A 21,832-nucleotide genomic window follows, 5' to 3' on the forward strand; every position below is an offset into this window, starting at 1 on the left:
GATGTGGTATTGTAAACCTAATGTTAGTTAGAAATTACTATTGTATTATTAGAATGTTTCTTAAATGTTAACCAGAGAAATGTATGTTATCTAAATATTAATTACTAGAGAATTTTAACCCAATAACAAAGGTTCTCGGTGTAGCTGGACCGTAAATAAAATTACTATCACGCTCTTTACCTATATCAAACTTTGATTGATATGCATCAAAAATATTTTTAATTCCAGTAGCAAGCTCTAGGTTAGTGCTTAGTTTTTCTAAATTAAAATTATAACTAGTGTTAATTCCTAAGTTAAAAAAAGAAGGAGAGGTAAAGTACTCATCTGCTGTTAGATTTTGTGGAGAAGCTAAATGCAATACTTCCATATTTCCTGTATACACTAAATTTAAAGCTGTTTTAAATTTTTGGTTTGGAGTATAAGTCGCAGTAGCATACCCATAGGTATTAGGTGTACGTAAAAACTCTTTTTTTAAAGATAGTTCGTCTGAATTGTTAACGGCTGAGTTATACTTGCTTGACTGATAGGTAAAGCCCGCATCTAGTTGCAAGATACCATCATAATTTAATCGTGTTTCTAAAGTGATTCCTTTTACTACGGCACCATCACCATTTCTTTTTTCAAAAACTTCACCAAAAGCATCTTCTCCAATAGATTCTAAATAAAAAGCATCTTTTAAATTTGTGTAAAAACTCTCAAAGGTGAACCCGTAAATATAATGTTCGGTAGGTTTGTCGTAATTAAAGGATAAAGTATAACTGTTAGAACGTTCTCTTTTTAAATCATCCGCTAATAGTACTCGTGAAATCCCACCACCAGCAAAGGCAATATGCAAATCGGTGTCAAATGCTTGAGGTGCTCTAAACCCGGTTCCCCATGTTCCTCTAATTTGTGTGTTTTCAAAAGGTTTAAATAATAAAGATACTCGGGGGCTAGCTACATTGTTAACAATGGTTTTTTGAGTTCCGTCTTGTTTCAAAGCATTCAATTTATGATTGTCGTAACGAACACCCGTTAGTAGATTTAACTGTTTGTTTATTTCCCAATCACTTTGAAAAAAGAATCCGAAGTTTTGAGTTAATTGATCTACCTTGTATTCGTATGCTTCAATAACATCAAAAACATCGTCTTGTACAAATTCACCTCCTAAAGTAAGTACATTACTTCCGCCTAAAGATTTTTCCAATTGATGGTTGAATTGTAAGCCACCTTGAAAAGTAGTTGTAGTTGAGTTTCCATACGGAGGTTTTGCTAAATGATCTGTGTCTTGAGGAGTGCCAACATCTGGACGAATTCCTGTATAATGCTCTCTGTCGGTATATTGTGTGGCAAAATAAGAAATAATTGAACTTTTATCATCGTTAAAATTAATTTGATAATCAATATTTCCAACATAAACATCGTGTACACGTTCTTCAGATTGCATTGCAAAATGAGGCGCTTTATCAACCATTTCTCCACCATAACGATATTCATTCATTTTGCTAAAATTGACTTCTATTTTTTGATTGTCTGTCGGAAGGAAAAACAAATTAGTTCCAAATGAGTTATTTTTTAACTCAGGTAGCTCAGAAAAATTATCACCATTAGCATCATACAGTTCTCTTTTTCTGTTATTGATAAAAAATGAAGCACCAGCATTTCTGTCTTCATTTATAACAGTAGCATTTCCGGCAATAATATGATCTGAAGTACCTTTAATATTCTGATAGGTGTAACCTATACTGTAATTGTTTTTCTTCGGGATTTTGGTAATTACATTCACCGTACCACCAATAGCGCTAGAGCCATATAAGGCAGAGCCACCACCACGTACTACCTCAATGCGTTCAATCATGTTGGTAGGTACTTGTTCTAATCCGTACAATCCAGTTAACGGACTAAAAATAGGACGACCATTAATCAAAATCTGAGAGTATCCGCCAGCTAAACCATTCATTCGGAGTTGTGTATAATTACAAGTTTGACAATCGGTTTCTACACGTAAACCAGTTTGAAACTTTAATCCTTCCGATAAGTTACATGCTTGTACATCTGCCAAGGTTTGACTGTTGATAACATTTACAATAACAGGGCTATTGGTTCTACGTTTATCGGTACGAGTACCTGTAACAGTGACTTGATCTAAAATTTCAGTAGTTTCTGTTAATGTAAAATTGACTGTTTTTTCTTCTGAAGGATTTAGAGTGAAGGTTTTTCTTTCTGACAAAAAACCAACACTAGATGCAACTAAGACAAATTTGTTTTTTGTTGTCTCTAATCTATAGTTACCTAATTCATCTGTGGTAGTTCCGTCTTCTGTTCCTTTTATAAATACATTAGCAAACGGTATGGTTTCTCCTGAGGAAGAAGTAATTTTTCCTTTAATCGTTTGTCCATTTACAATGCTTGATACTAATATTAAAGCTAAGGCAATGTGATTTTTCATGTTGAAAATAGTTTCCTGTTAAACAGTTTTAAAATAAAATTTTACGCAAATATAAATTAATTTTTAGTCTAGACTAAAAATATGTTTAATTAAATCAAAAACTATATATTTGCATACCTAAAAAAATAGAGATGTTTAGTCAGTCTGAAGAAAATTATATAAAAACAATGTATCATTTGGCTGCTGATTATAAAAAAGGAATCAGTACGAATGCAATTGCAAAAAAACTAGATACAAAAGCATCTTCGGTAACAGATATGGTTAAAAAACTATCAGAAAAAAATGTGGTTAGTTATAAAAAGTATCAAGGAGTAACGTTAACCGATTTTGGGAAAAAAATAGCTGCAAATATTGTTCGTAAACATCGATTATGGGAAGTTTTCTTAGTAGATAAATTAAACTTTTCTTGGGATGAAGTGCACGAAGTTGCAGAGCAGCTAGAACATATTAAATCTCCCAAATTAATTAATGAACTAGATGCTTTTTTAGATTATCCAAAAAGAGACCCGCATGGAGACCCTATTCCAGATAAAGAAGGAAACTTGCAAATAATAGAAAAAAGTTTGTTATCCACTTTTAAAAAAGAAGAAATAGGAGTTTGTGTAGGGGTAGACGACAGCTCTTCAGAATTTTTACGTTTTTTAGATAAACAAGGAATCGCTTTAGGAAAACAAATAAAAATAATAGAAAAAGAACCTTTTGATGGTTCTTTAATAATAGAGATGGAAGGGAAAATACTTTCTGTGTCCAATAAAATAGCAAGTAATTTATATCTGCAAAAAACACATTAAAAAATTATATAAAAACATATGAATACATTTGATCAATTAGTAGCTTTTGGAAAAGAGCACCCAATTCAAGCAGCTTTATATGCATCCCTTTTTACATGGGGTTTGACCGCTTTAGGAGCAAGTTTAGTGTTCTTTTTCAAAAAAATGAACCGAGCTGTTTTAGATGGAATGCTAGGTTTTACAGGTGGAGTAATGGTAGCAGCAAGTTTTTGGAGTTTGCTGGCACCGGCAATAGATAACAGCCCAGGAGAAGGGTTTGTAAAGGTGTTTCCTTCAGCAATAGGTTTTGCTTTGGGGGCTGTAGCGTTGTTTGGTATGGATAAAATATTACCGCACTTACATATTAATTTTAAAGAGCATGAAGTTGAAGGTGTAAAAACAAGTTGGCACAAAACAACCTTATTAGTGTTGGCAATTACTTTACATAATATCCCAGAAGGTTTAGCAGTTGGAGTGTTGTTTGGAGCGGCTTCTACAATGGTAGGAGTAGAGCAAACCGAAATGATTATCGCTGCTATTTCATTAGCTATTGGTATTGGAATTCAAAATTTCCCAGAAGGATTTGCAGTTGCAATGCCTTTAAGAAGACAAGGAGTGGGGCGTTTTAAAAGTTTTTGGTACGGACAATTGTCAGCTATTGTGGAGCCTATGGCAGCTGTTTTAGGAGCTGTAGCAGTATCTTTTTTTACACCGATTTTACCTTACGCATTAGCGTTTGCAGCAGGAGCAATGATTTTTGTAGTAGTTGAAGAAGTAATTCCAGAAACACAACGAGATAAATATACTGATATCGCAACTCTAGGCTTCATTGGAGGGTTTATTGTAATGATGTCGTTGGATGTTGGTTTAGGATAGGAACTAAATAAGAATAAACTTAAAAAAGCTAAACAAATCCTGTTTAGCTTTTTGTATTTTGCATAAAATTTAACTAGTGCATAAACCATCCATTTTTCAAGTATACAATGCTTCTGCGGGAAGTGGTAAAACATTTACTCTGGTAAAGGAGTATCTGAAAGTTTTATTACAATCCGAAGATATTTTTCGCTTTCAAAAAATATTGGCAATTACATTTACCAATAAAGCTGCCGGAGAAATGAAAGAGCGTGTATTGGATAACTTACAAGCTTTTGCAGAAGGAGAAACAAACGATTTACTAGAGATTATTTTAGAAGAAACATTGCTTGATAGAACTGTTGTAAAAGATCGAAGTAAAAAAATACTGGATGAAATTCTTCGGAATTATTCTGCTTTTTCAATTACTACTATTGATAGTTTTACCCATAAAATTATTAAGAGTTTTGCTTATGATTTAGGACTACCACTTAATTTTGAAGTGGAAATGGATGCAGTTTCTTTGTTAAACGAAGCTGTAGATGTATTGATTTCTAAAATAGGAAGTGATGAAGCGTTAACTAAATTACTGATTGATTTTTCTTTAGATAAAGCTGATGATGATAAGTCATGGGATATTTCTCGTGAACTCAATGAATTTGCTAAAATTTTGCTGAATGAAGATGATACAAAACACTTTAAAAAACTAGCAGATAAGAAATTAAACGATTTTACTTCACTTAAAAATAAGTTACAAAAGCACCAAAAGCAAATTGTTGGTCGCTTTAAAGAGTTAGGAGAAGAAGGTTTACAGGTAATTGAAGCAGTACAGTTAGATCATAAAGATTTTTACCGATCGATGTTGCCAAATCATTTTGTAGCGTTGGCCCAAAACCCAGAAAAAGCAAAGTTTTTTGATCAAAGTAAATTAAGAGAACGAATTGAAGAGAGTAATTTTTATTCTAAGTCAAAATCAGAAGATATAAAAGCAGCGATTGAAGGAGTTTTACCAGATTTGTTGAGATTGTATACAGAATCAGAACAGTTATATCAACAGTTTTCAATGAACAAATTAGCATTGAAAAGTATTATTCCGTTAGCAGTTTTAAATAATATCAATCAAGAATTATCGCACTTAAAAGAAGAAAATAATTTACGGTTGAATGCTGAGTTTAATCATTTGATTTCGGATAATATTAAAGATCAGCCAGCACCATTTATTTATGAACGAATTGGGCAGCGGTTTATGCATTATTTTATTGATGAAATGCAAGATACATCAACCTTGCAGTGGCAAAACCTAATTCCATTAATTGATAATGCATTGGCGCAAGAAAATAGCAATCTATTATTGGTAGGTGATGGGAAACAAGCAATTTATCGTTGGCGTGGAGGGAAGTCAGAACAATTTATAGGATTAGGATCAGCAAAAGATAATCCGTTTCAAGTTACGAAGGAAATAAAAACTTTAGAAACCAATTTTAGGAGTTATGCTGAGGTAATTAATTTTAATAATCAGTTTTTTCAACACACAGCAACCTTTCTTCAAAACGAATCGTATAAACAATTGTTTATTGAAGGAAATAAACAATTAATAACCACTAAAAAAGGAGGTTTTGTATCACTATCTTTTCTAGAAAAAGAAGAAGATAAAGAGGAGGAAAAATTTAAATATCCGAAGAAAATTTTAGAGTTTGTTAAAGAATTAGAAACTGATTTTTCTTTGAATGAGATTTGTATTTTAGTTCGTAAAAAGAAAGACGGAATTGCTGTAGCTAATTATTTATCAGCACATGGAGTTGATATCATTTCTTCAGAAACATTATTGTTAGAAAACAGTTCAAAGGTTAATTTCATAGCAAACATTTTACAAGTAATTCAACATCCAAAAAATAAAGAAACCTGTTTAGAAGTTCTTTATTTTTTACATAATCACTTAAAAGTTGTAGAAGATAAACACTCGTTTATAGCTAAGTTGATTCATCAACCAAACGAAAAGCTTTTTCAAGAAATAAAAAGCTACGGAACGTCTTTTGAGTTATCGATGTTTCATCAGTTACCATTTTATGAAAAGATAGAAGAAATTATACGTGGATTTCAATTAATTGTTTCTTCAGATGCTTATGTGCAATTCTTTTTAGATGTAGTTTTAGAACAACAACGAAAAGGAACAAGTATTCAAGAGTTTTTAGATTTCTGGTCAGATAAAAAAGACAAACTAAGTATTGTAGCCCCAGAGAGCGGAAATGCAGTACAAGTTATGACTATTCATAAGTCAAAAGGACTGGAATTTCCTGTGGTTATTTTTCCATATGATTTAGATGTGTACCGACAAGTGAATCCAAAGGTTTGGTTAAATGAATTGCCAGAAAACTATGATGGCTTCAAAGAGTTATTGGTTCCTTTCAATAAAGACTTGAATTATGTAAACGACAGAGGTTTGGAAATTTATCAACAACAAAGAGAAGAGTTAGAGTTAGATAATTTTAACCTACTATATGTTACCCTTACTAGAGCAGTTGAGCAATTATATATAGTAACGGAAAAGAAGATTTCGTCTAAAGGAGAAGAAAACACCAATTTCTACTCTGGAGTTTTTATAAATTATTTAAAAAAAATAGATGAATGGAGTGATGATGCTTTAGAGTATTCCTTTGGAAATAAAGAAAGAGTAAGTGTTCGAGAAGAAAAAATATCACAAGTCCAAATACAACAAGGTTTTATATCTACACCTTGGAAAGAACATAATATACATATGTTAGCAAGTGCATCAAAATTGTGGGATACTGAGCAAGGAAAGGCTATTGAGTTTGGTAATTTGATTCATGAAATGATGGCAGAAATTATTACTAACGATGATGTGGAAAAGGTTGTTTATCGTTATGAGCAACAAGGAGTGTTGCCGCAAGAAAAATCATCCGAAGTAATAAAAGATATACAACGAATTGTAAATCATTCAGAGTTAAGAGAATACTTTTCTAAAGAAGTAACAGTGTTTAATGAAAGAGAAATTGTAGACGTTGATAATCAAATTATAATTCCAGACCGGTTGATTTTTAATCAAAAAAATGAAGTAGTGATTGTTGATTACAAAACAGGAAAGCCATCCAAAGCATACCATCAACAGCTGTTAAAATATGAACGAGTATTAAAGTCAATAAATATTGAAGTGTTAAAAAAAATACTAGTATATATTGACGAAGAAATTTTGGTTGAAGAAGTTTAACAACTAACTTTGGGCTTTTATAGCAAACAACTTTCAAACATAAATTATGTACGGAAAAATTAAAGAACAATTAGAACAAGAAATTCAGGATATAAAAGATGCTGGATTGTATAAATCAGAGCGTATTATTACTTCGTCACAAGATGCAGTTATTAAAATATCTACAGGAGAAGAAGTGATTAACTTTTGTGCCAATAATTATTTAGGATTGTCAAATCATCCAGAAGTAATTCAAGCAGCAAAAGACACCATGGATACGCATGGTTTTGGAATGTCTTCTGTACGATTTATCTGTGGGACACAAGATATTCATAAACAATTAGAGCAAAAGATAGCTGATTTTTATACAACAGAAGATACCATATTATATGCAGCAGCTTTTGATGCAAATGGAGGGGTTTTTGAACCTTTATTAACCAAAGAAGATGCTATTATTTCTGATAGTTTAAACCACGCATCTATTATTGATGGAGTTCGTTTGTGTAAAGCAGCACGTTACCGATATAATAATAATGACATGACTTCTTTAGAAGAGCAATTAATTGAGGCGAATAAACAAGGTCACCGATTTAAAATTATCGTAACTGATGGAGTGTTTTCTATGGATGGAATCGTAGCGAAACTAGATGAGATATGTGACTTAGCTGATAAATACGATGCTATGGTAATGGTTGATGAATGTCATGCCGCTGGATTTATTGGTAAAACAGGAAGAGGAACAGTAGAACTTAAAAATGTAATGGATCGTGTTGATATTGTTACAGGGACCTTAGGTAAAGCTCTTGGAGGAGCTATGGGGGGCTATACTACAGGAAAGAAGGAAATTATAGAGATTTTACGCCAACGTTCACGTCCATATTTATTCTCAAATTCATTAGCCCCAGCAATTGTAGGTGCTTCATTAAAAGTATTTGATTTATTATCAAATGATACAACATTACGTGATAAATTAGAATGGAATACAAATTATTTCCGTACTGAAATGGAAAAGGCAGGTTTCGATTTAGTTGGAGCTGATGCAGCAATAGTACCTGTTATGTTATATGATGCGAAGCTGTCTCAAGAAATGGCAAATAAGTTGTTAGAAGAAGGTATTTATGTAATAGGTTTTTTCTACCCAGTTGTACCGAAAGAGCAAGCAAGAATTCGAGTGCAGTTATCTGCAGCTCATGAAAAAGAACATTTAGACAGAGCAATAAAAGCTTTTAGTAAGGTTGGGAAAGAGCTAAAAGTGATATAAATATCTTGTGCAAAAACTTGCATTTATTGTAAGTTTTTGTAGATTTGTTTTTGTAAATAAGTTTGAACAACTTACATTTGCGTAATATATAAACGAACTTTTAATTTAAATTTTTAATAATGAAACAATTAAAATTAGCTGTGATGGCTTTATTTGCGTTTGCCGCAATAAACGTTAGCGCACAGGATTCAGACAACCCTTGGGCGGTTGGTTTCGGGGTTAACGCAGTAGACGTTAGGATCCCTACGGAATTTGGAGATTATGCTAAAGATTACATCGGTACTAGTGACTGGAATATCTTACCATCAATTTCAAGAGTAACTGTAGACAGATACTTAAATGATGGTTTTACATTACAATTAGCAGGATCGTTAAATAAAATCGAAACTTTCCGTGAAGAAGATGATATGGATGAGCTTTACTGGGCTATCGATGCTAACGTAAAGTATGACTTAAACAACTTATTTGGTCAAACAGGATGGTTTGATCCTTATGTATATGTTGGTGGAGGTTATACATCTTTAGCTGACGAAGGAGAAGGAATGTTAAATGCTGGTTTAGGATTTAATACTTGGTTTAACGATAATTTAGGGTTAAACTTCCAATCTGGAGGAAAGAAAGAATTTGCTGATAAAGTTCAAGATCATTTCCAACACTCAATTGGTTTAGTATTTAAATTTGGAGGAAAAGATACTGACGGAGACGGAGTATATGACAAAGATGATGCATGTCCAGAAGTTGCTGGATTAAAAGAATTCAACGGATGTCCTGATACTGACGGAGACGGAATCAAAGATTCTGACGATGCATGTCCAGAAGTTGCTGGTTTAGCTGCTTTAAATGGTTGTCCTGATGCTGATGGTGACGGTATTGCTGATAAAGATGATGCTTGTCCAACTGAAAAAGGAACTAAAGCTAATAACGGTTGTCCTGATGCTGATGGAGATGGTGTTGTAGACGGAAAAGATAAGTGTCCTAATACTGCTGGTCCAGCAGCTAACAACGGATGTCCTTGGCCAGATACTGACGGAGACGGAGTATTAGATAAAGACGACAAATGTCCTAAAGAAGCAGGTGTAGCATCTAACAACGGGTGTCCTGAGGTAGTAATTAAGGAAGAAGCTGTTAAGAAATTAAACGAGTTCGCAAGAGCTATCTACTTTAACTCAGGAAAAACCACTTTTAGAAAAGGAGTTACTGGTAAATTAGAATTAATCGCTGGAATTATGAAAGAATACCCTAAAGCTAACTTTAGCATCCAAGGGCATACAGATAGTTCAGGATCAAATAAACTAAACCAAAGATTATCTGAAAGAAGAGCAAAAGCTGTTCTAGATTACTTAATCACTAAAGGTGGAATTGATTCAAAAAGATTAACTTCTGCTGGGTTTGGTGAAGACTACCCAATTGCTGATAACAAAACAAGAGCTGGTAGAGCTGAAAACAGACGTGTTGAGATTAAATTAGTAAAGTAATTTAATTACAATCATAATATCAATAAAAGGCCTCACATTTGTGAGGCTTTTTTTTATAGAAAAATACTCCGAAAGGTTTTTTAAATTCCACTAAAAAAATTACCTTTGCACCTTGAAAAAATGAGTTAAAACTCATATAGTAAATAAAATAACTTTAATTACATATAGTAATGTCTACAATAACAGGTAAAGTTTCTCAAATTATTGGTCCAGTAATCGATGTTGAGTTTAATACAGGAAATGCTGAATTACCAAAGATCTATGACTCGTTAGAAATTAAAAAAGCTGATGGTTCTATCTTAGTTTTAGAAGTTCAACAACATATAGGTGAAAACACGGTACGTACAATATCTATGGATGCAACTGATGGATTAAGTAGAGGTACAGAAGTAATCGCTACAGGAAACCCAATTCAAATGCCAATAGGGAACGATATTTACGGTCGCTTATTTAATGTAACAGGTGAGGCAATTGATGGATTAGGAGATTTACCTAAAGTAGGTAAGGATGGTTTACCAATTCACCGTCAAGCACCAAAATTTGAAGAATTATCAACTTCTACCGAAGTGTTATTTACTGGAATTAAAGTAATTGATTTAATTGAGCCTTATGCAAAAGGAGGTAAAATTGGATTATTTGGAGGAGCAGGAGTAGGAAAAACAGTATTAATTCAGGAGTTAATTAACAACATTGCAAAAGGACACGGAGGTTTATCAGTATTTGCAGGAGTTGGAGAAAGAACTCGTGAAGGAAACGATTTATTGCGTGAGATGTTAGAGTCTGGAATTATCAAGTATGGTGATGATTTCATGCACTCTATGGAAGAAGGAGGATGGGATTTATCAAAAGTTGATAAGCCAGGAATGAGAGATTCAAAGGCAACTTTCGTATTCGGTCAGATGAATGAGCCACCTGGAGCACGTGCTCGTGTAGCTTTATCAGGATTAACAATTGCTGAGTATTTCCGTGATGGAGCAGGTGAAGCGCAGGGAAAAGACGTATTATTCTTTGTTGATAATATCTTCCGTTTTACACAAGCAGGTTCTGAGGTGTCAGCATTATTAGGTCGTATGCCATCGGCGGTAGGTTACCAACCAACATTAGCAACTGAAATGGGAGCTATGCAGGAGCGTATTACTTCTACTAAAAAAGGATCTATTACATCTGTACAAGCGGTTTACGTACCTGCAGATGATTTAACTGACCCTGCACCAGCAACAACGTTTGCTCACTTAGATGCAACTACTGTATTATCTCGTAAAATTGCAGAGTTAGGTATTTACCCAGCGGTAGATCCATTAGATTCTACTTCAAGAATTTTAACTGCTGATATTTTAGGAGATGAACACTATAACTGTGCACAAAGAGTAAAAGAAATTTTACAACGTTATAAAGAATTACAAGATATTATTGCAATTTTAGGTATGGAAGAATTATCTGAAGAAGATAAATTAGTAGTTCATAGAGCACGTCGTGTACAACGTTTCTTATCTCAACCATTCCACGTAGCTGAGCAGTTTACTGGTTTAAAAGGAGTGTTAGTAGATATTAAAGATACGATTAAAGGATTTAATATGATTATGGATGGTGAGTTAGATAAATACCCTGAAGCAGCATTTAACTTAAAAGGGTCAATTCAAGAAGCAATTGATGCTGGAGAGAAAATGTTAGTTGAAGCATAAACCCAGTAATAATATCTGAGAATTTAGAGGTGAGTACTTCTAAAAAACTCAATACTCAATACTATAAAACTATGTTTTTAGAAATCGTAACACCAGAAGCTATTTTATTCTCATCAGAAGTTGATTCTGTAGTAGTGCCAGGTGTGAATGGAGAATTCCAAATTTTAAATAATCACGCACCAGTGGTATCTATTTTAAATGAAGGAAAAGTAAAAGTACACGTACACACACAAGATCATTTAGTTTTTGATGATTTACATGGAAGCATTGAAAGGTTACCAGAAGATGATAAAGTTTTAACTTTAAAAATTAAATCTGGAACTATAGAAATGAAAGACAATAAAACAATTATTCTTGCAGATTAAGACGTTTTAAATTATAAAAATTAAGAGCCAAGCAAATATTGTTTGGCTTTTTTTTATTCAGTAAAGAATACCAGATTGAATTTAATTATCTTTGCAGTGATGAATGGAATATTTTTATTTATTGGAGGACCCGAGATTTTTGTAATCTTGTTAATTGTAGTCATGTTATTTGGAGCAGATAAGATTCCAGAAATAGCAAGAGGGCTAGGAAAAGGTATACGTCAAATTAAAGACGCTACTAATGATATTAAAAAAGAGATTAATGATAGTGCAAAAAATCAAGGTATAGACACAGACTTTGTAAGAGATATTAATAAAGAGGTAAACGAAGTAAAAGACAATATTGACGATTTTACTGGGCCTATAAAAAGAAGTCGTTAAGCTACAATAATAAGAAACGACACTATCCCATAAAGTGTGTCATTGTAAATAAACAAAAAGTAAATCCTAAGGTTTACTTTTTGTTTTAAATAACTCTACTAATAGTTAATCCGTCTCTTATAGGTAGTAATACGGTTTCTAAGCGACTATCTTCATTTAAAAGTCTATTGTATTCTAAAAGTATTTTAGTGTCAATATCTTTAGAGTCTAGCTCTTCAACGACTTTTCCACTCCATAAGACATTATCAGATAAAATAACGCCACCTTTATTCATTTTTTCAATGATTAAATGGAAGTAATTTACATAATTAGACTTGTCAGCGTCTATAAATACTAAATCGAATTTAGAATCAATAGTAGAAATAATATCTAAAGCATTACCAATGTATTGCGCTATTTGGTTCTTATATTCAGACTTTTGAAAATACTTGTATTGAAGTTCTTCTAACTCTTCATTTTTATCGACAGTATAAAGCATTCCTTCTTTTGATAACCCTTCAGCTAAACATAAAGCAGAATAGCCTGTATAAGTACCAATTTCTAAAATTGATTTAGGTTGAATTAATTTTGAAATCATAGATAAAACTCTTCCTTGAAAAGCTCCGCTTAACATGCGAGGGTTTAATACTTTTTGCCAAGTCTCTCTACTTAGTTCTTGTAGTATTTTGGGTTCAGCTTGAGAGTGTTTAACAACATAATTATCTAATTCTTCAGGTAAAAAGTGCATATAAGTCGTTTTTAGTGTGCAAAATTAAAAAAACGGAATTTATCACTATAATAAATTCCGTTTCAATCTAACAAAAAATCAAAAAATGGTTTTTTAAAAACCAAAATCGTCTAATTAAGTTTATTTAATTGTTCCTTTAAGTTTTCCTTATCTTTACTCGACAAGCAAGCAGTATGTTTTTTACAGTCTTTTGATTTTAATTTAAAAAGATCAGACATTTTTCTGTTTTGTTTCGTGTACAAAGCACAAATTTTACAAGTTAGTAAGTGCCAGTTAAGTTGTAATTTTTCATATACTGAAGCTTCTCCATATTGACTCTTGTCGCAAATGGTTGTGGCCTCATCACATGTAATTTTAAAAAATTTAAACATTATTTTTTTACTTATTAAACCAATTTTTTTCCATACAGTCTCTTAATTGTGTTCTGGCTCTATGAATGATAACCCATAGGTTTGACGGAGAAATATTTAGCTCCTTACAAATATCTTCAGTTTCAAACTGTTGTATGGTTTTCATTTTAAATACCATAGCATACTTTTCAGGGAGATTATCAATACACCAATCTAATTGGTTTTTCAATTCTTCATTTTCAATATCCTTGTCTGCATCGTTACCCCAGGTTTGTGGTACTCGTTCTTCAATCCAATCCCCTTCATTTTCACCACTATCATAAAAATTCATTCGCACTTCAGCTTGTCCTTTTTTTGAATTTATTTTTCGGTAGTAATCGATTATTTTTCTTTTTAAAATAGAAATTAACCATGTTCGTTCTGTAGACTTCCCTTCAAAATTCTTTGCTGATTTTAATCCTGCAAAAAATGTTTCTTGCACTAAATCTTTAGCAATATTTGAGTTATTTACACGTACAATAGCGTAATTAAACAAGTAGTCAGCATAATTGTCCACCCATTTATCAGGAAATAAAGTATTTGAAGGATTTGTTAGATTCATTAAATCAAAGATAAGTTATTTTTTATTGAAATAAGTAACGTAAACCCTACTTAGTCCGTTAGGATTATTTTGAATAAAATCAATTATTTCTTTAAAGTTTTTCTTTTCATTTAATTTATTTGAGATTTTACTTTTACTGGTTGTGTAGTAAATTTTATTATTTGCAAGATCTACAAAAGGACAATAATCTAGCTTTTTTGAATTGATATTAGTTAAGTGTTTCGCAGGTAACCATTCGTTATTATTCCCTTTTCTACTTATATACAAATCACCTCTACCTAAATCATCTTTTCTTCCGTACGAAGTAAAAATAATAAAACTTTCATCTGGAGCAACAAAAGCATTGAATTCATATTTCTCAGAGTTTACGCTTGAATCTAGAGGAGTAGGAGTTGTATATTTCCCATTAATAAATCTACTTACATAAATGTCTTCTTTTCCTTTAGAGTTTTTATATTCAGCGGTGAAAAATAAATCTCCTTTTTTTGTTACTGAAGGGTAAAACTCATTAGCAGAAGTATTAATTGTAGCACCTACATTTATAGGGTTAGACCAATTATCAGACAGAGACTTTCGCGATACATACCAAATATCCATGTCTTTTTTCACCTCGTTAGAGGTGTTGTTTTTTCTGTTAGAAGCAAAAAAAAGCTTCAATCCGTCAGGAGATAAAAAGGGTTCTAAGTCTTTATACTGACCAGAAAAACTAACAGCTTCAGGTTCTTGCCATTTCCCGTTAACTTTTTTCGAATAGGCTATAAAAGAATATTCTTTAGCATAACTTTCAACAGTAAAATAAAACTCATTTTGATTTTTACTCATTGAAAAATCTCTAACATTAGGCAACCCATTAAATAATTCAGGAAGAAATAATTCAGATTCTTGAGCAAAACTAAAACTAGAAATACATAAAAATAAAAAGTAAATTTTTTTCATAAAAATTATTATTTAATTGTTTTACAATTACTTCTACGTCTCATATCAACTAAGTATATAATTTCCCATTTTCCGTTATTATTAAAAAGTTGAAAAGAATTAGCACCACAATGGCTAAATTTTCCGTTTAAATAAAATTCATAAGGAGTCCAAACTGAGGCTAAATTCCCATCAATCTTGACGTCCCAAGACAAAAATTTTTCTAAATAGATATGTTCAGCTTTTTTATTAGCAATACCGGTTAGTAGTTTTGTTTTGCTTTCTGTAATCAATATTTTTTTACCTTCTTTATTAGTATGCGTAGTTTGGATATTAATTGTAGAATTAAGTGTAGAGCTTACTAAAGTACTGTCACCTTTGTGAAGTCCTTCAAAAAAAGTTTCAATAGTATTTTTAATTGCTTTTTTTTCTGGATTTTCTTGCGCATTTACCATTGTTGAAAGAGCAAAAATAATTAATAGAGTACATGTTTTTTGCATGTTAGTTTGGTTTAGTTAGGTAAAACTATTAAAAAAATGAATGGATAAAGTTTAATTAACAGAAGATTAACGAGGTTAAAAAGGTAAAAAACGAAACGCTTATAGGTTTATAATAAATAAAACCATTGAATAATTATGTATTTTTACAAACCATAAAATAAAAGAAATGTCAGTAGCAAAAAAACAATATAAAAGAATTACCACTAAATCTCTTGTTGAAATGAAAGCAAATGGAGAGAAGATTTCAATGCTTACAGCTTATGACTATACCATGGCTAAAATTGTTGATGGTGCAGGTATAGATGTGATTTTAGTAGGTGATTCAGCATCAAATGTAATGGCTGGTCATGAAACTACATTACCTATTACATTAGATCAAATGATTTATCATGCAAGCTCAGTGGTAAGAGGAGTTGATCGTTGTTTAGTAGTAGTCGATTTGCCTTTTGGGAGTTATCAATCAGACCCAAAAGAGGCATTACGTTCTGCAATTCGCATAATGAAAGAAAGTGGTGGGCATTCGATTAAATTAGAAGGAGGAAAAGAGATAAAAGATTCTATTAAACGAATTTTAAATGCAGGTATTCCTGTAATGGGGCACTTAGGATTAACACCACAATCTATTTATAAATTTGGAACTTATACCGTAAGAGCAAAAGAAGAAGAAGAGGCAGAAAAGTTAATGAAAGATGCTTTAATGTTAGAAAAATTAGGGTGCTTTGCTATCGTGTTAGAAAAAGTTCCAGCTAAGTTAGCACAAAAAGTATCGGAAGCTTTAACGATTCCAGTTATTGGAATTGGAGCAGGAGCAGGAGTAGATGGACAAGTATTGGTAACTCACGATATGTTAGGAATGACACACGAGTTTAACCCTCGTTTTTTACGTAGATACTTAGATTTATATACAGGAATGACAAATGCATTTGAACAGTATATTACAGATGTAAAGAGTCAAGACTTTCCAAACGAAGAAGAACAGTATTAGTTTTTCAATGTATCAATTTGATAATTTGAAAATGTAGTGATGAAAATTTTACATTTAGATACAAACCATTCTCTTTTAATTAACCAGTTAAAAGAGAGTGGCTTTGAAAATTATGAAGATTACACCTCTTCAAAACCAGAAATTGAAGACAAAATTCACGAGTATGACGGAATTGTCATCCGTAGTCGATTTACTATTGATAAATCATTTTTAGATAAAGCGACAAATCTTAAATTTATAGGACGCGTTGGAGCTGGGTTAGAAAATATTGACTGTGATTATGCTGAAAAGAAAGGAATAAACTTAATTTCAGCACCAGAAGGGAATAGAAACGCTGTAGGAGAACATGCGTTAGGAATGTTACTTTCTTTATTTAATAAGCTTAATAAGGCAGATAAAGAGGTGAGAGAAGGAAAGTGGTTTCGTGAAGAGAATAGAGGCGTTGAACTTGATGGAAAAACAGTTGGAATTATCGGTTATGGAAACATGGGGAAAGCCTTTGCTAAAAAACTCCAAGGTTTTGATGTGGAAGTAATTTGTTATGATATTAAACCAAATGTTGGCGACAAAAATTGTAAACAAGTTTCTTTAAAAGAATTACAAGAAAAAGTTGACGTGCTGAGTTTACATACCCCTCAAACTGAACGTACTTTAAATATGGTAAATGATAAGTTCATTAATAATTTTTCAAAACCTTTCTGGTTGTTAAATACAGCTAGAGGAAAATCAGTAGTAACAGAAGATTTGGTAACAGCGTTACAATCAAAGAAAATTTTAGGAGCAGGGTTAGATGTATTGGAGTATGAAAAAAAATCCTTCGAAAACCTATTTACAGATCAAGAAATGTCAGAAGCATTTAAGTATTTAATTCATGCTGAAAATGTGTTGCTTTCTCCTCATGTTGCAGGTTGGACTATAGAAAGTAAAGAAAAACTAGCGCAGACTATTGTAGATAAAATCAAAGTAAAATTTTGCTAATTTGTAGCTTTAAATTCATGAAACATGAAATACGAAGCATTTACAGTAGAAGAATACATTAGTCAATTACCAAATGAAAGGCAAGAAGTAGTAAAAAAACTACAGACAGTTATTCGTAAAAACTTACCTAAAGGGTTTGAAGAAGGAATCAATTATAATATGATTGGTTATTATGTTCCACACTCAAAGTACCCGAATGGTTATCATTGTGACCCAAAACTCCCCTTGCCTTTTATAAATTTTGCTTCACAAAAAAACTCAGTGAATCTTTATCATAGTGGAATTTATGCTAAAAAAGAGTTACACGATTGGTTTGTAGCAGAATATCCTAAACACTCTAAAAGAAAGCTAGATATGGGTAAAAGTTGTATCCGTTTTAAAAAGATGGATGATGTTCCGTATGAATTAGTTGCGAAACTATGTACAAAAATGTCCGTTGATGAATGGGTAAATATTTATGAATCCGTAATAAAAAAGAAATAGAATGAAGAAAAAAGGTAAAGTAATAGGAATTGGAGGAGTTTTTTTTAAAACTGAAGATACTAAAGCAACGAAAGATTGGTATAAAAACAACTTGGGCTTTAATACCGATGATTGGGGTTGTACTTTTTGGTGGAAAGACAATGAAGGTAAAAAAGCTTCAACACAATGGAGTCCGTTTAGTAAAGACACTAATTACTTTGAACCTTCTAAAAAAGACTTCATGTTTAACTATCGAGTAGAAAATTTAGTAGAATTACTAGAAGAACTAAAAGAAAAAGGAGTCACTGTTATGGACAAGGTAGAAGAGTACGATTATGGCAAGTTTGGATGGGTTGTAGATTTAGATGGAAATAAAATTGAACTATGGGAGCCAAAAGACGAAGCTTTTTTATAAATTTAGCACCGTCTAATAAATAAAAAAATAAAAAAATGAATGTAATTGATGAAAATGGGAATACTGTTCCTAATCAAGAAAGTAAACGTGTGTTAGCAGGTGTTTTAGGTTTGATTTTTGGATATTTGGGTGTACATAAATTTGTACTGGGATATACTAAAGAAGGAATCATACAACTTATAGCAACTTTTGTAACTTGTGGTTTTGCAAGTATTATACCTTTTATTGAAGGAATTATGTATTTAACAAAATCTGATGAAGAGTTTGTAGAAACATACCAAGTTAATAAAAAAGGTTGGTTCTAAACATTCTTTTTTTAATACTTTATATATGTCGGAAGATAAAAACACAAAGGACAACTTAGATAAAGCTAAAGAGGTTATGGATAACGTAACAGAAAAAGCAAGTGAGTTGGCTGGAGAAGTAAGTGAGCATTTAGTAGACATGGTAGAGGATGTAAAAGAAAAAGTTGAAGAAATTGTTTCTGATGAAAATATTCAAAAAGCTAAAGTTAAAACAAACGAATTAGCTGATGAAGCTAAAGAAGTGTTATCTGATTTAACAGAGAAAGCTTCTGAGGTTGTTGGAGAAGTTAGTGAACATGTAGTTGATTTTGCTGAAGAAGCAAAAGATGAAATTAAAGAAACAAAAACCAAAACGAAAAGTTTTTTTCAAAGACTCTTTGGAAAATAAGGATAAAAAAAAGCGCCAATCGGCGCTTTTTTTATGATGCAATATTATTTGCTTTATTTGTTCTAACAACAGCTTGTTCGTTTTTCCAGTCAATCCATTTTTGACCTTTAATACGGCGCATAACATTATCTATCGTACGCATAACAAAAACATTGTAAACGGCTTTTCCTAAGTTTTTTGGATTGCGAGCAATAGCACGTAAACTCATTGAAAAACCAGGAGTTATATAACGCATATAATGCCAATATCCTTCAGGCATGTACAATACATTACCATGCTCAAGTTCAGTAACATGACCTTCAGCGTTTTTAAGTGCAGGCCATTTTTCAAAATCAGGATCGTTAAAATCAATATCTTCACGAGTAATTAATGAATGTGGAATTTTATATAAGTGTTTGTTTTGTTTTTGGTCAAACAAAATACACTTCTTTTTTCCTTCAAAGTGAAAATGAAAAATATTTGCTAAATCGATATCGTAATGCATAAATGTATACGAATCACGCCCTCCAAAAAATAGCATTGGTAACCCTTTCATTAAACGTAAACCAAAATCTGGAAAAGTGAAATCTTTTTGTAGTTGTGGAACTTCTTTTAAAACATTCCATAAGAAAATTCTAAATTTAGTAGGCTCGCGCTTTAGTAAATCTACATATTCACTCATTTTCATGGTTGCATGAGGCTCATTAAACCCATCTTTATAGTCTACAGGTCTATTATCGTATAAAGGTACAGTTTTATCACCTGCTACTTCTTTCATATAATCTAAAGACCATTTAGAGTATGCTGGCCAGTCTTCAATAAAACGTTCAATAACCACAGGTTTTTGAGGTTTGAAGTATTTTTTTATGAAGTCTTCTTTAGTAATGGTTTCTACTCTGTCTATTTGTTGCAACTGTAATCCCATACATTCAATTTTTCGAGAAGCAAAGTTAATAAATTGTTACGACGTTTTATTCCTAAATTTGCGAGATAAAAGTTAAAATAGATGATAGAACTATCCGAGACGTTTTGGAACAATAAATACCTACATAATAAAACAGGATGGGATTTAGGAGAGATTTCAAATCCGTTAAAAGAATATTTTAACCAATTAGAAGATAAAAGTATTCGGATTTTAATACCAGGAGGAGGAAACTCATACGAAGCGGAATATTTATTTAATAAAGGATTCAATAATGTTTTTGTAGTTGATATTGCCGAAGAACCTTTAAAGAGAATACAAAATAGAGCCCCTAGCTTTCCAAAGGGAAATTTGATTCATGCTGATTTTTTTGAATTAGAAAATGTTTTTGATTTAATTATAGAACAAACTTTTTTCTGCGCTATTAACCCTAAACTACGACCAAAGTATGTGCAAAAAGTAAATGAATTATTAACCGACGAGGGAAAGTTAGTTGGTTTGCTATTTGATGCAGTACTAAATGAAGATCATCCGCCTTTTGGAGGAAGTAAAAAAGAATATGAAGGACACTTTATACCATATTTTAAAGGAAGTATGGAACCTTGTTACAATTCATCGGTAAGCAGACAAGGAATGGAACTATTTATTAAAATGACAAAAAAAACGTCAAATTAATTTGACGTTTTTTTTATTTAATTAGGCTCTTACTTCTTTAGCCTCTTGCTTTTTTTGTTCGTTACGTTCAATCTTATGATCTGGTCTCGTCCATTTTGGTTTTTCACCCAATGCTTCGTATTGAGAATTCTCTGCTTCAACAGATTCTCGTTGTTCGTGTTTAAAGAACGGTTTCTGAGTGTTTAACCCTAAATCTTCAAACATTTTCATGTCCTCGTTAATATCAGGGTTTGGAGTAGTTAATAATTTATCTCCTGCAAAAATTGAATTAGCTCCTGCAAAGAAACACATTGCTTGACCTTCTCTACTCATTTGTGTTCTACCTGCTGATAAACGTACTTGTGAATCTGGTAATACAATACGAGCCGTAGCTACCATACGAACCATTTCAAAAATGTTTACAGGAGGTTGTTCTTCTAATGGAGTCCCTTCCACAGCTACTAAAGCATTAATTGGTACAGATTCAGGATGTGGAGAGAAGCGAGTTAAAGTTTCAAGCATTCCCGCTCTATCTTCTAACGATTCTCCCATACCAATAATACCTCCAGAGCAAACGGTTACATTTGTTTTACGTACATTTTCAATAGTGTCTACTCTATCTTTAAAGGCACGAGTAGAAATTACATCATCGTAATAATCCTCCGAAGTATCAATATTGTGGTTATAAGCATACAACCCAGCTTCTGCCAAACGTTTTGCTTGGTTTTCGGTAACCATACCCAAGGTACAGCACACTTCCATATCAAGCTTGTTAATAGTACGCACCATTTCTAAGACTTGGTCAAATTCTGGTCCGTCTTTTACGTTTCTCCAAGCCGCACCCATACAAACTCTTGATGAACCACCTTCTCTGGCACGTAAAGCTTGTGCTTTAACTTGGTTAACAGTCATTAAATCATTTCCTTCAACATTAGTATGATAACGTGCTGCTTGCGGACAGTAACCACAATCTTCAGAACATCCACCAGTTTTGATAGAGATTAACGTACTTACCTGTACAGCATTTGGGTCGTGATATTTTCTATGCATAGTTGAAGCCTCGTACAAAAGCTCCATTAAAGGCTTATTGTATACTTCTAGAATTTCCTCTTTCGTCCAATCGTGTCTAATTTCAGTCATAAATTCGAGTTGTTTGTGGTGGTAAAAATAAAAAATTCCGCTTCGAAAGCGGAATTTTATGACTCTTATTTTTTTTTGGCAAGAGAATCTCT

At 32.3% G+C, this 21,832-nt stretch carries 23 protein-coding genes; 15 read left to right on the forward strand and 8 right to left on the reverse strand.

The window, feature by feature from the left end:
• Nucleotides 1–97: 97 nt before the first annotated feature.
• Nucleotides 98–2,428 carry a TonB-dependent receptor gene (locus tag MK851_RS02810; protein WP_320241216.1) on the reverse strand — a complete coding sequence of 777 codons (2,331 nt, stop codon included), beginning with the start codon at nt 2,426–2,428 and terminating at the stop codon, nt 98–100.
• A 131-nt stretch (nt 2,429–2,559) separates the two neighbouring features.
• Between MK851_RS02810 and MK851_RS02815 the strand changes: the two genes are divergently transcribed.
• From MK851_RS02815 to MK851_RS02850, 8 genes are all read left to right on the forward strand, one after another.
• Nucleotides 2,560–3,219, forward strand: coding sequence for a metal-dependent transcriptional regulator (locus MK851_RS02815; RefSeq protein WP_320241217.1), 660 nt, complete (start codon nt 2,560–2,562; stop codon nt 3,217–3,219).
• An 18-nt stretch (nt 3,220–3,237) separates the two neighbouring features.
• Nucleotides 3,238–4,074, forward strand: coding sequence for a ZIP family metal transporter (locus MK851_RS02820; RefSeq protein ID WP_320241219.1), 837 nt, complete (start codon nt 3,238–3,240; stop codon nt 4,072–4,074).
• Nucleotides 4,075–4,150: 76 nt separating this feature from the next.
• Nucleotides 4,151–7,276 (forward strand): UvrD-helicase domain-containing protein, encoded by a 3,126-nt coding sequence (locus tag MK851_RS02825; protein WP_320241221.1) that lies wholly within the window; start codon nt 4,151–4,153, stop codon nt 7,274–7,276.
• Between the two features lie 46 nt (nt 7,277–7,322).
• Entirely contained in the window at nt 7,323–8,516 is a 1,194-nt protein-coding gene (kbl, locus tag MK851_RS02830; protein ID WP_320241223.1) for a glycine C-acetyltransferase, read from the forward strand.
• A 119-nt stretch (nt 8,517–8,635) separates the two neighbouring features.
• The gene (locus tag MK851_RS02835) at nt 8,636–9,991 is read left to right on the forward strand and encodes an OmpA family protein (protein ID WP_303505443.1); all 1,356 of its coding nucleotides are present in this window, start codon (nt 8,636–8,638) and stop codon (nt 9,989–9,991) included.
• A gap of 170 nt (nt 9,992–10,161) precedes the next feature.
• Nucleotides 10,162–11,673, forward strand: coding sequence for a F0F1 ATP synthase subunit beta (atpD, locus tag MK851_RS02840; protein ID WP_320241226.1), 1,512 nt, complete (start codon nt 10,162–10,164; stop codon nt 11,671–11,673).
• Between the two features lie 71 nt (nt 11,674–11,744).
• Entirely contained in the window at nt 11,745–12,038 is a 294-nt protein-coding gene (locus tag MK851_RS02845) for a FoF1 ATP synthase subunit delta/epsilon (protein WP_115899854.1), read from the forward strand.
• A 99-nt stretch (nt 12,039–12,137) separates the two neighbouring features.
• On the forward strand, nt 12,138–12,419 hold the full coding sequence (locus tag MK851_RS02850; protein WP_303505525.1) for a twin-arginine translocase TatA/TatE family subunit: 282 nt from the start codon (nt 12,138–12,140) through the stop codon (nt 12,417–12,419).
• A gap of 85 nt (nt 12,420–12,504) precedes the next feature.
• On the opposite strand, the gene MK851_RS02855 is transcribed toward MK851_RS02850, so the two are convergent.
• The 5 genes from MK851_RS02855 to MK851_RS02875 form a co-directional block, all read right to left on the reverse strand.
• A complete protein-coding gene (locus MK851_RS02855) occupies nt 12,505–13,146 on the reverse strand; it encodes an O-methyltransferase (RefSeq protein ID WP_303505452.1) in 642 nt (213 codons plus the stop codon).
• 110 nt (nt 13,147–13,256) lie between these two features.
• On the reverse strand, nt 13,257–13,517 hold the full coding sequence (locus tag MK851_RS02860) for a hypothetical protein (protein WP_303505454.1): 261 nt from the start codon (nt 13,515–13,517) through the stop codon (nt 13,257–13,259).
• A gap of 7 nt (nt 13,518–13,524) precedes the next feature.
• A complete protein-coding gene (locus tag MK851_RS02865) occupies nt 13,525–14,097 on the reverse strand; it encodes a sigma-70 family RNA polymerase sigma factor (RefSeq protein ID WP_303505456.1) in 573 nt (190 codons plus the stop codon).
• Nucleotides 14,098–14,112: 15 nt separating this feature from the next.
• Nucleotides 14,113–15,033: a hypothetical protein gene (locus MK851_RS02870; protein WP_320241233.1), complete on the reverse strand. Its 921-nt coding sequence runs from the start codon at nt 15,031–15,033 to the stop codon at nt 14,113–14,115.
• A gap of 8 nt (nt 15,034–15,041) precedes the next feature.
• Nucleotides 15,042–15,512: a nuclear transport factor 2 family protein gene (locus MK851_RS02875; RefSeq protein WP_303505460.1), complete on the reverse strand. Its 471-nt coding sequence runs from the start codon at nt 15,510–15,512 to the stop codon at nt 15,042–15,044.
• A gap of 166 nt (nt 15,513–15,678) precedes the next feature.
• Here MK851_RS02875 and panB point away from each other — a divergent pair, with 166 nt between their 5' ends.
• From panB to MK851_RS02905, 6 genes are read left to right on the forward strand one after another with little or no spacing between them, the layout of a single operon-like run.
• The gene (panB, locus tag MK851_RS02880; RefSeq protein ID WP_320241236.1) at nt 15,679–16,497 is read left to right on the forward strand and encodes a 3-methyl-2-oxobutanoate hydroxymethyltransferase; all 819 of its coding nucleotides are present in this window, start codon (nt 15,679–15,681) and stop codon (nt 16,495–16,497) included.
• 39 nt (nt 16,498–16,536) lie between these two features.
• The gene (locus tag MK851_RS02885; protein WP_320241238.1) at nt 16,537–17,475 is read left to right on the forward strand and encodes a 2-hydroxyacid dehydrogenase; all 939 of its coding nucleotides are present in this window, start codon (nt 16,537–16,539) and stop codon (nt 17,473–17,475) included.
• 24 nt (nt 17,476–17,499) lie between these two features.
• Nucleotides 17,500–17,958: a DUF1801 domain-containing protein gene (locus tag MK851_RS02890; RefSeq protein ID WP_320241239.1), complete on the forward strand. Its 459-nt coding sequence runs from the start codon at nt 17,500–17,502 to the stop codon at nt 17,956–17,958.
• Nucleotide 17,959: 1 nt separating this feature from the next.
• Nucleotides 17,960–18,352 (forward strand): VOC family protein, encoded by a 393-nt coding sequence (locus MK851_RS02895; RefSeq protein WP_320241240.1) that lies wholly within the window; start codon nt 17,960–17,962, stop codon nt 18,350–18,352.
• 35 nt (nt 18,353–18,387) lie between these two features.
• Entirely contained in the window at nt 18,388–18,657 is a 270-nt protein-coding gene (locus tag MK851_RS02900; protein WP_320241241.1) for a TM2 domain-containing protein, read from the forward strand.
• A 25-nt stretch (nt 18,658–18,682) separates the two neighbouring features.
• Nucleotides 18,683–19,045: a hypothetical protein gene (locus MK851_RS02905; protein ID WP_320241243.1), complete on the forward strand. Its 363-nt coding sequence runs from the start codon at nt 18,683–18,685 to the stop codon at nt 19,043–19,045.
• A 31-nt stretch (nt 19,046–19,076) separates the two neighbouring features.
• On the opposite strand, the gene MK851_RS02910 is transcribed toward MK851_RS02905, so the two are convergent.
• Nucleotides 19,077–19,949, reverse strand: a complete 873-nt coding sequence (locus tag MK851_RS02910) for a cupin-like domain-containing protein (RefSeq protein WP_320241245.1) — start codon at nt 19,947–19,949, stop codon at nt 19,077–19,079.
• Nucleotides 19,950–20,030: 81 nt separating this feature from the next.
• On the opposite strand from MK851_RS02910, the gene MK851_RS02915 reads away from it, so the two are divergent.
• Nucleotides 20,031–20,621 (forward strand): methyltransferase domain-containing protein, encoded by a 591-nt coding sequence (locus MK851_RS02915; protein ID WP_320241247.1) that lies wholly within the window; start codon nt 20,031–20,033, stop codon nt 20,619–20,621.
• Between the two features lie 21 nt (nt 20,622–20,642).
• On the opposite strand, the gene bioB is transcribed toward MK851_RS02915, so the two are convergent.
• Nucleotides 20,643–21,740, reverse strand: a complete 1,098-nt coding sequence (gene bioB / locus MK851_RS02920; RefSeq protein WP_320241249.1) for a biotin synthase BioB — start codon at nt 21,738–21,740, stop codon at nt 20,643–20,645.
• Nucleotides 21,741–21,832 lie beyond the last annotated feature (92 nt).

The sequence above is a fragment of the Tenacibaculum sp. 1B UA genome (assembly GCF_033978845.1).
In the GTDB taxonomy this organism is placed as follows: Bacteria; Bacteroidota; Bacteroidia; order Flavobacteriales; family Flavobacteriaceae; genus Polaribacter.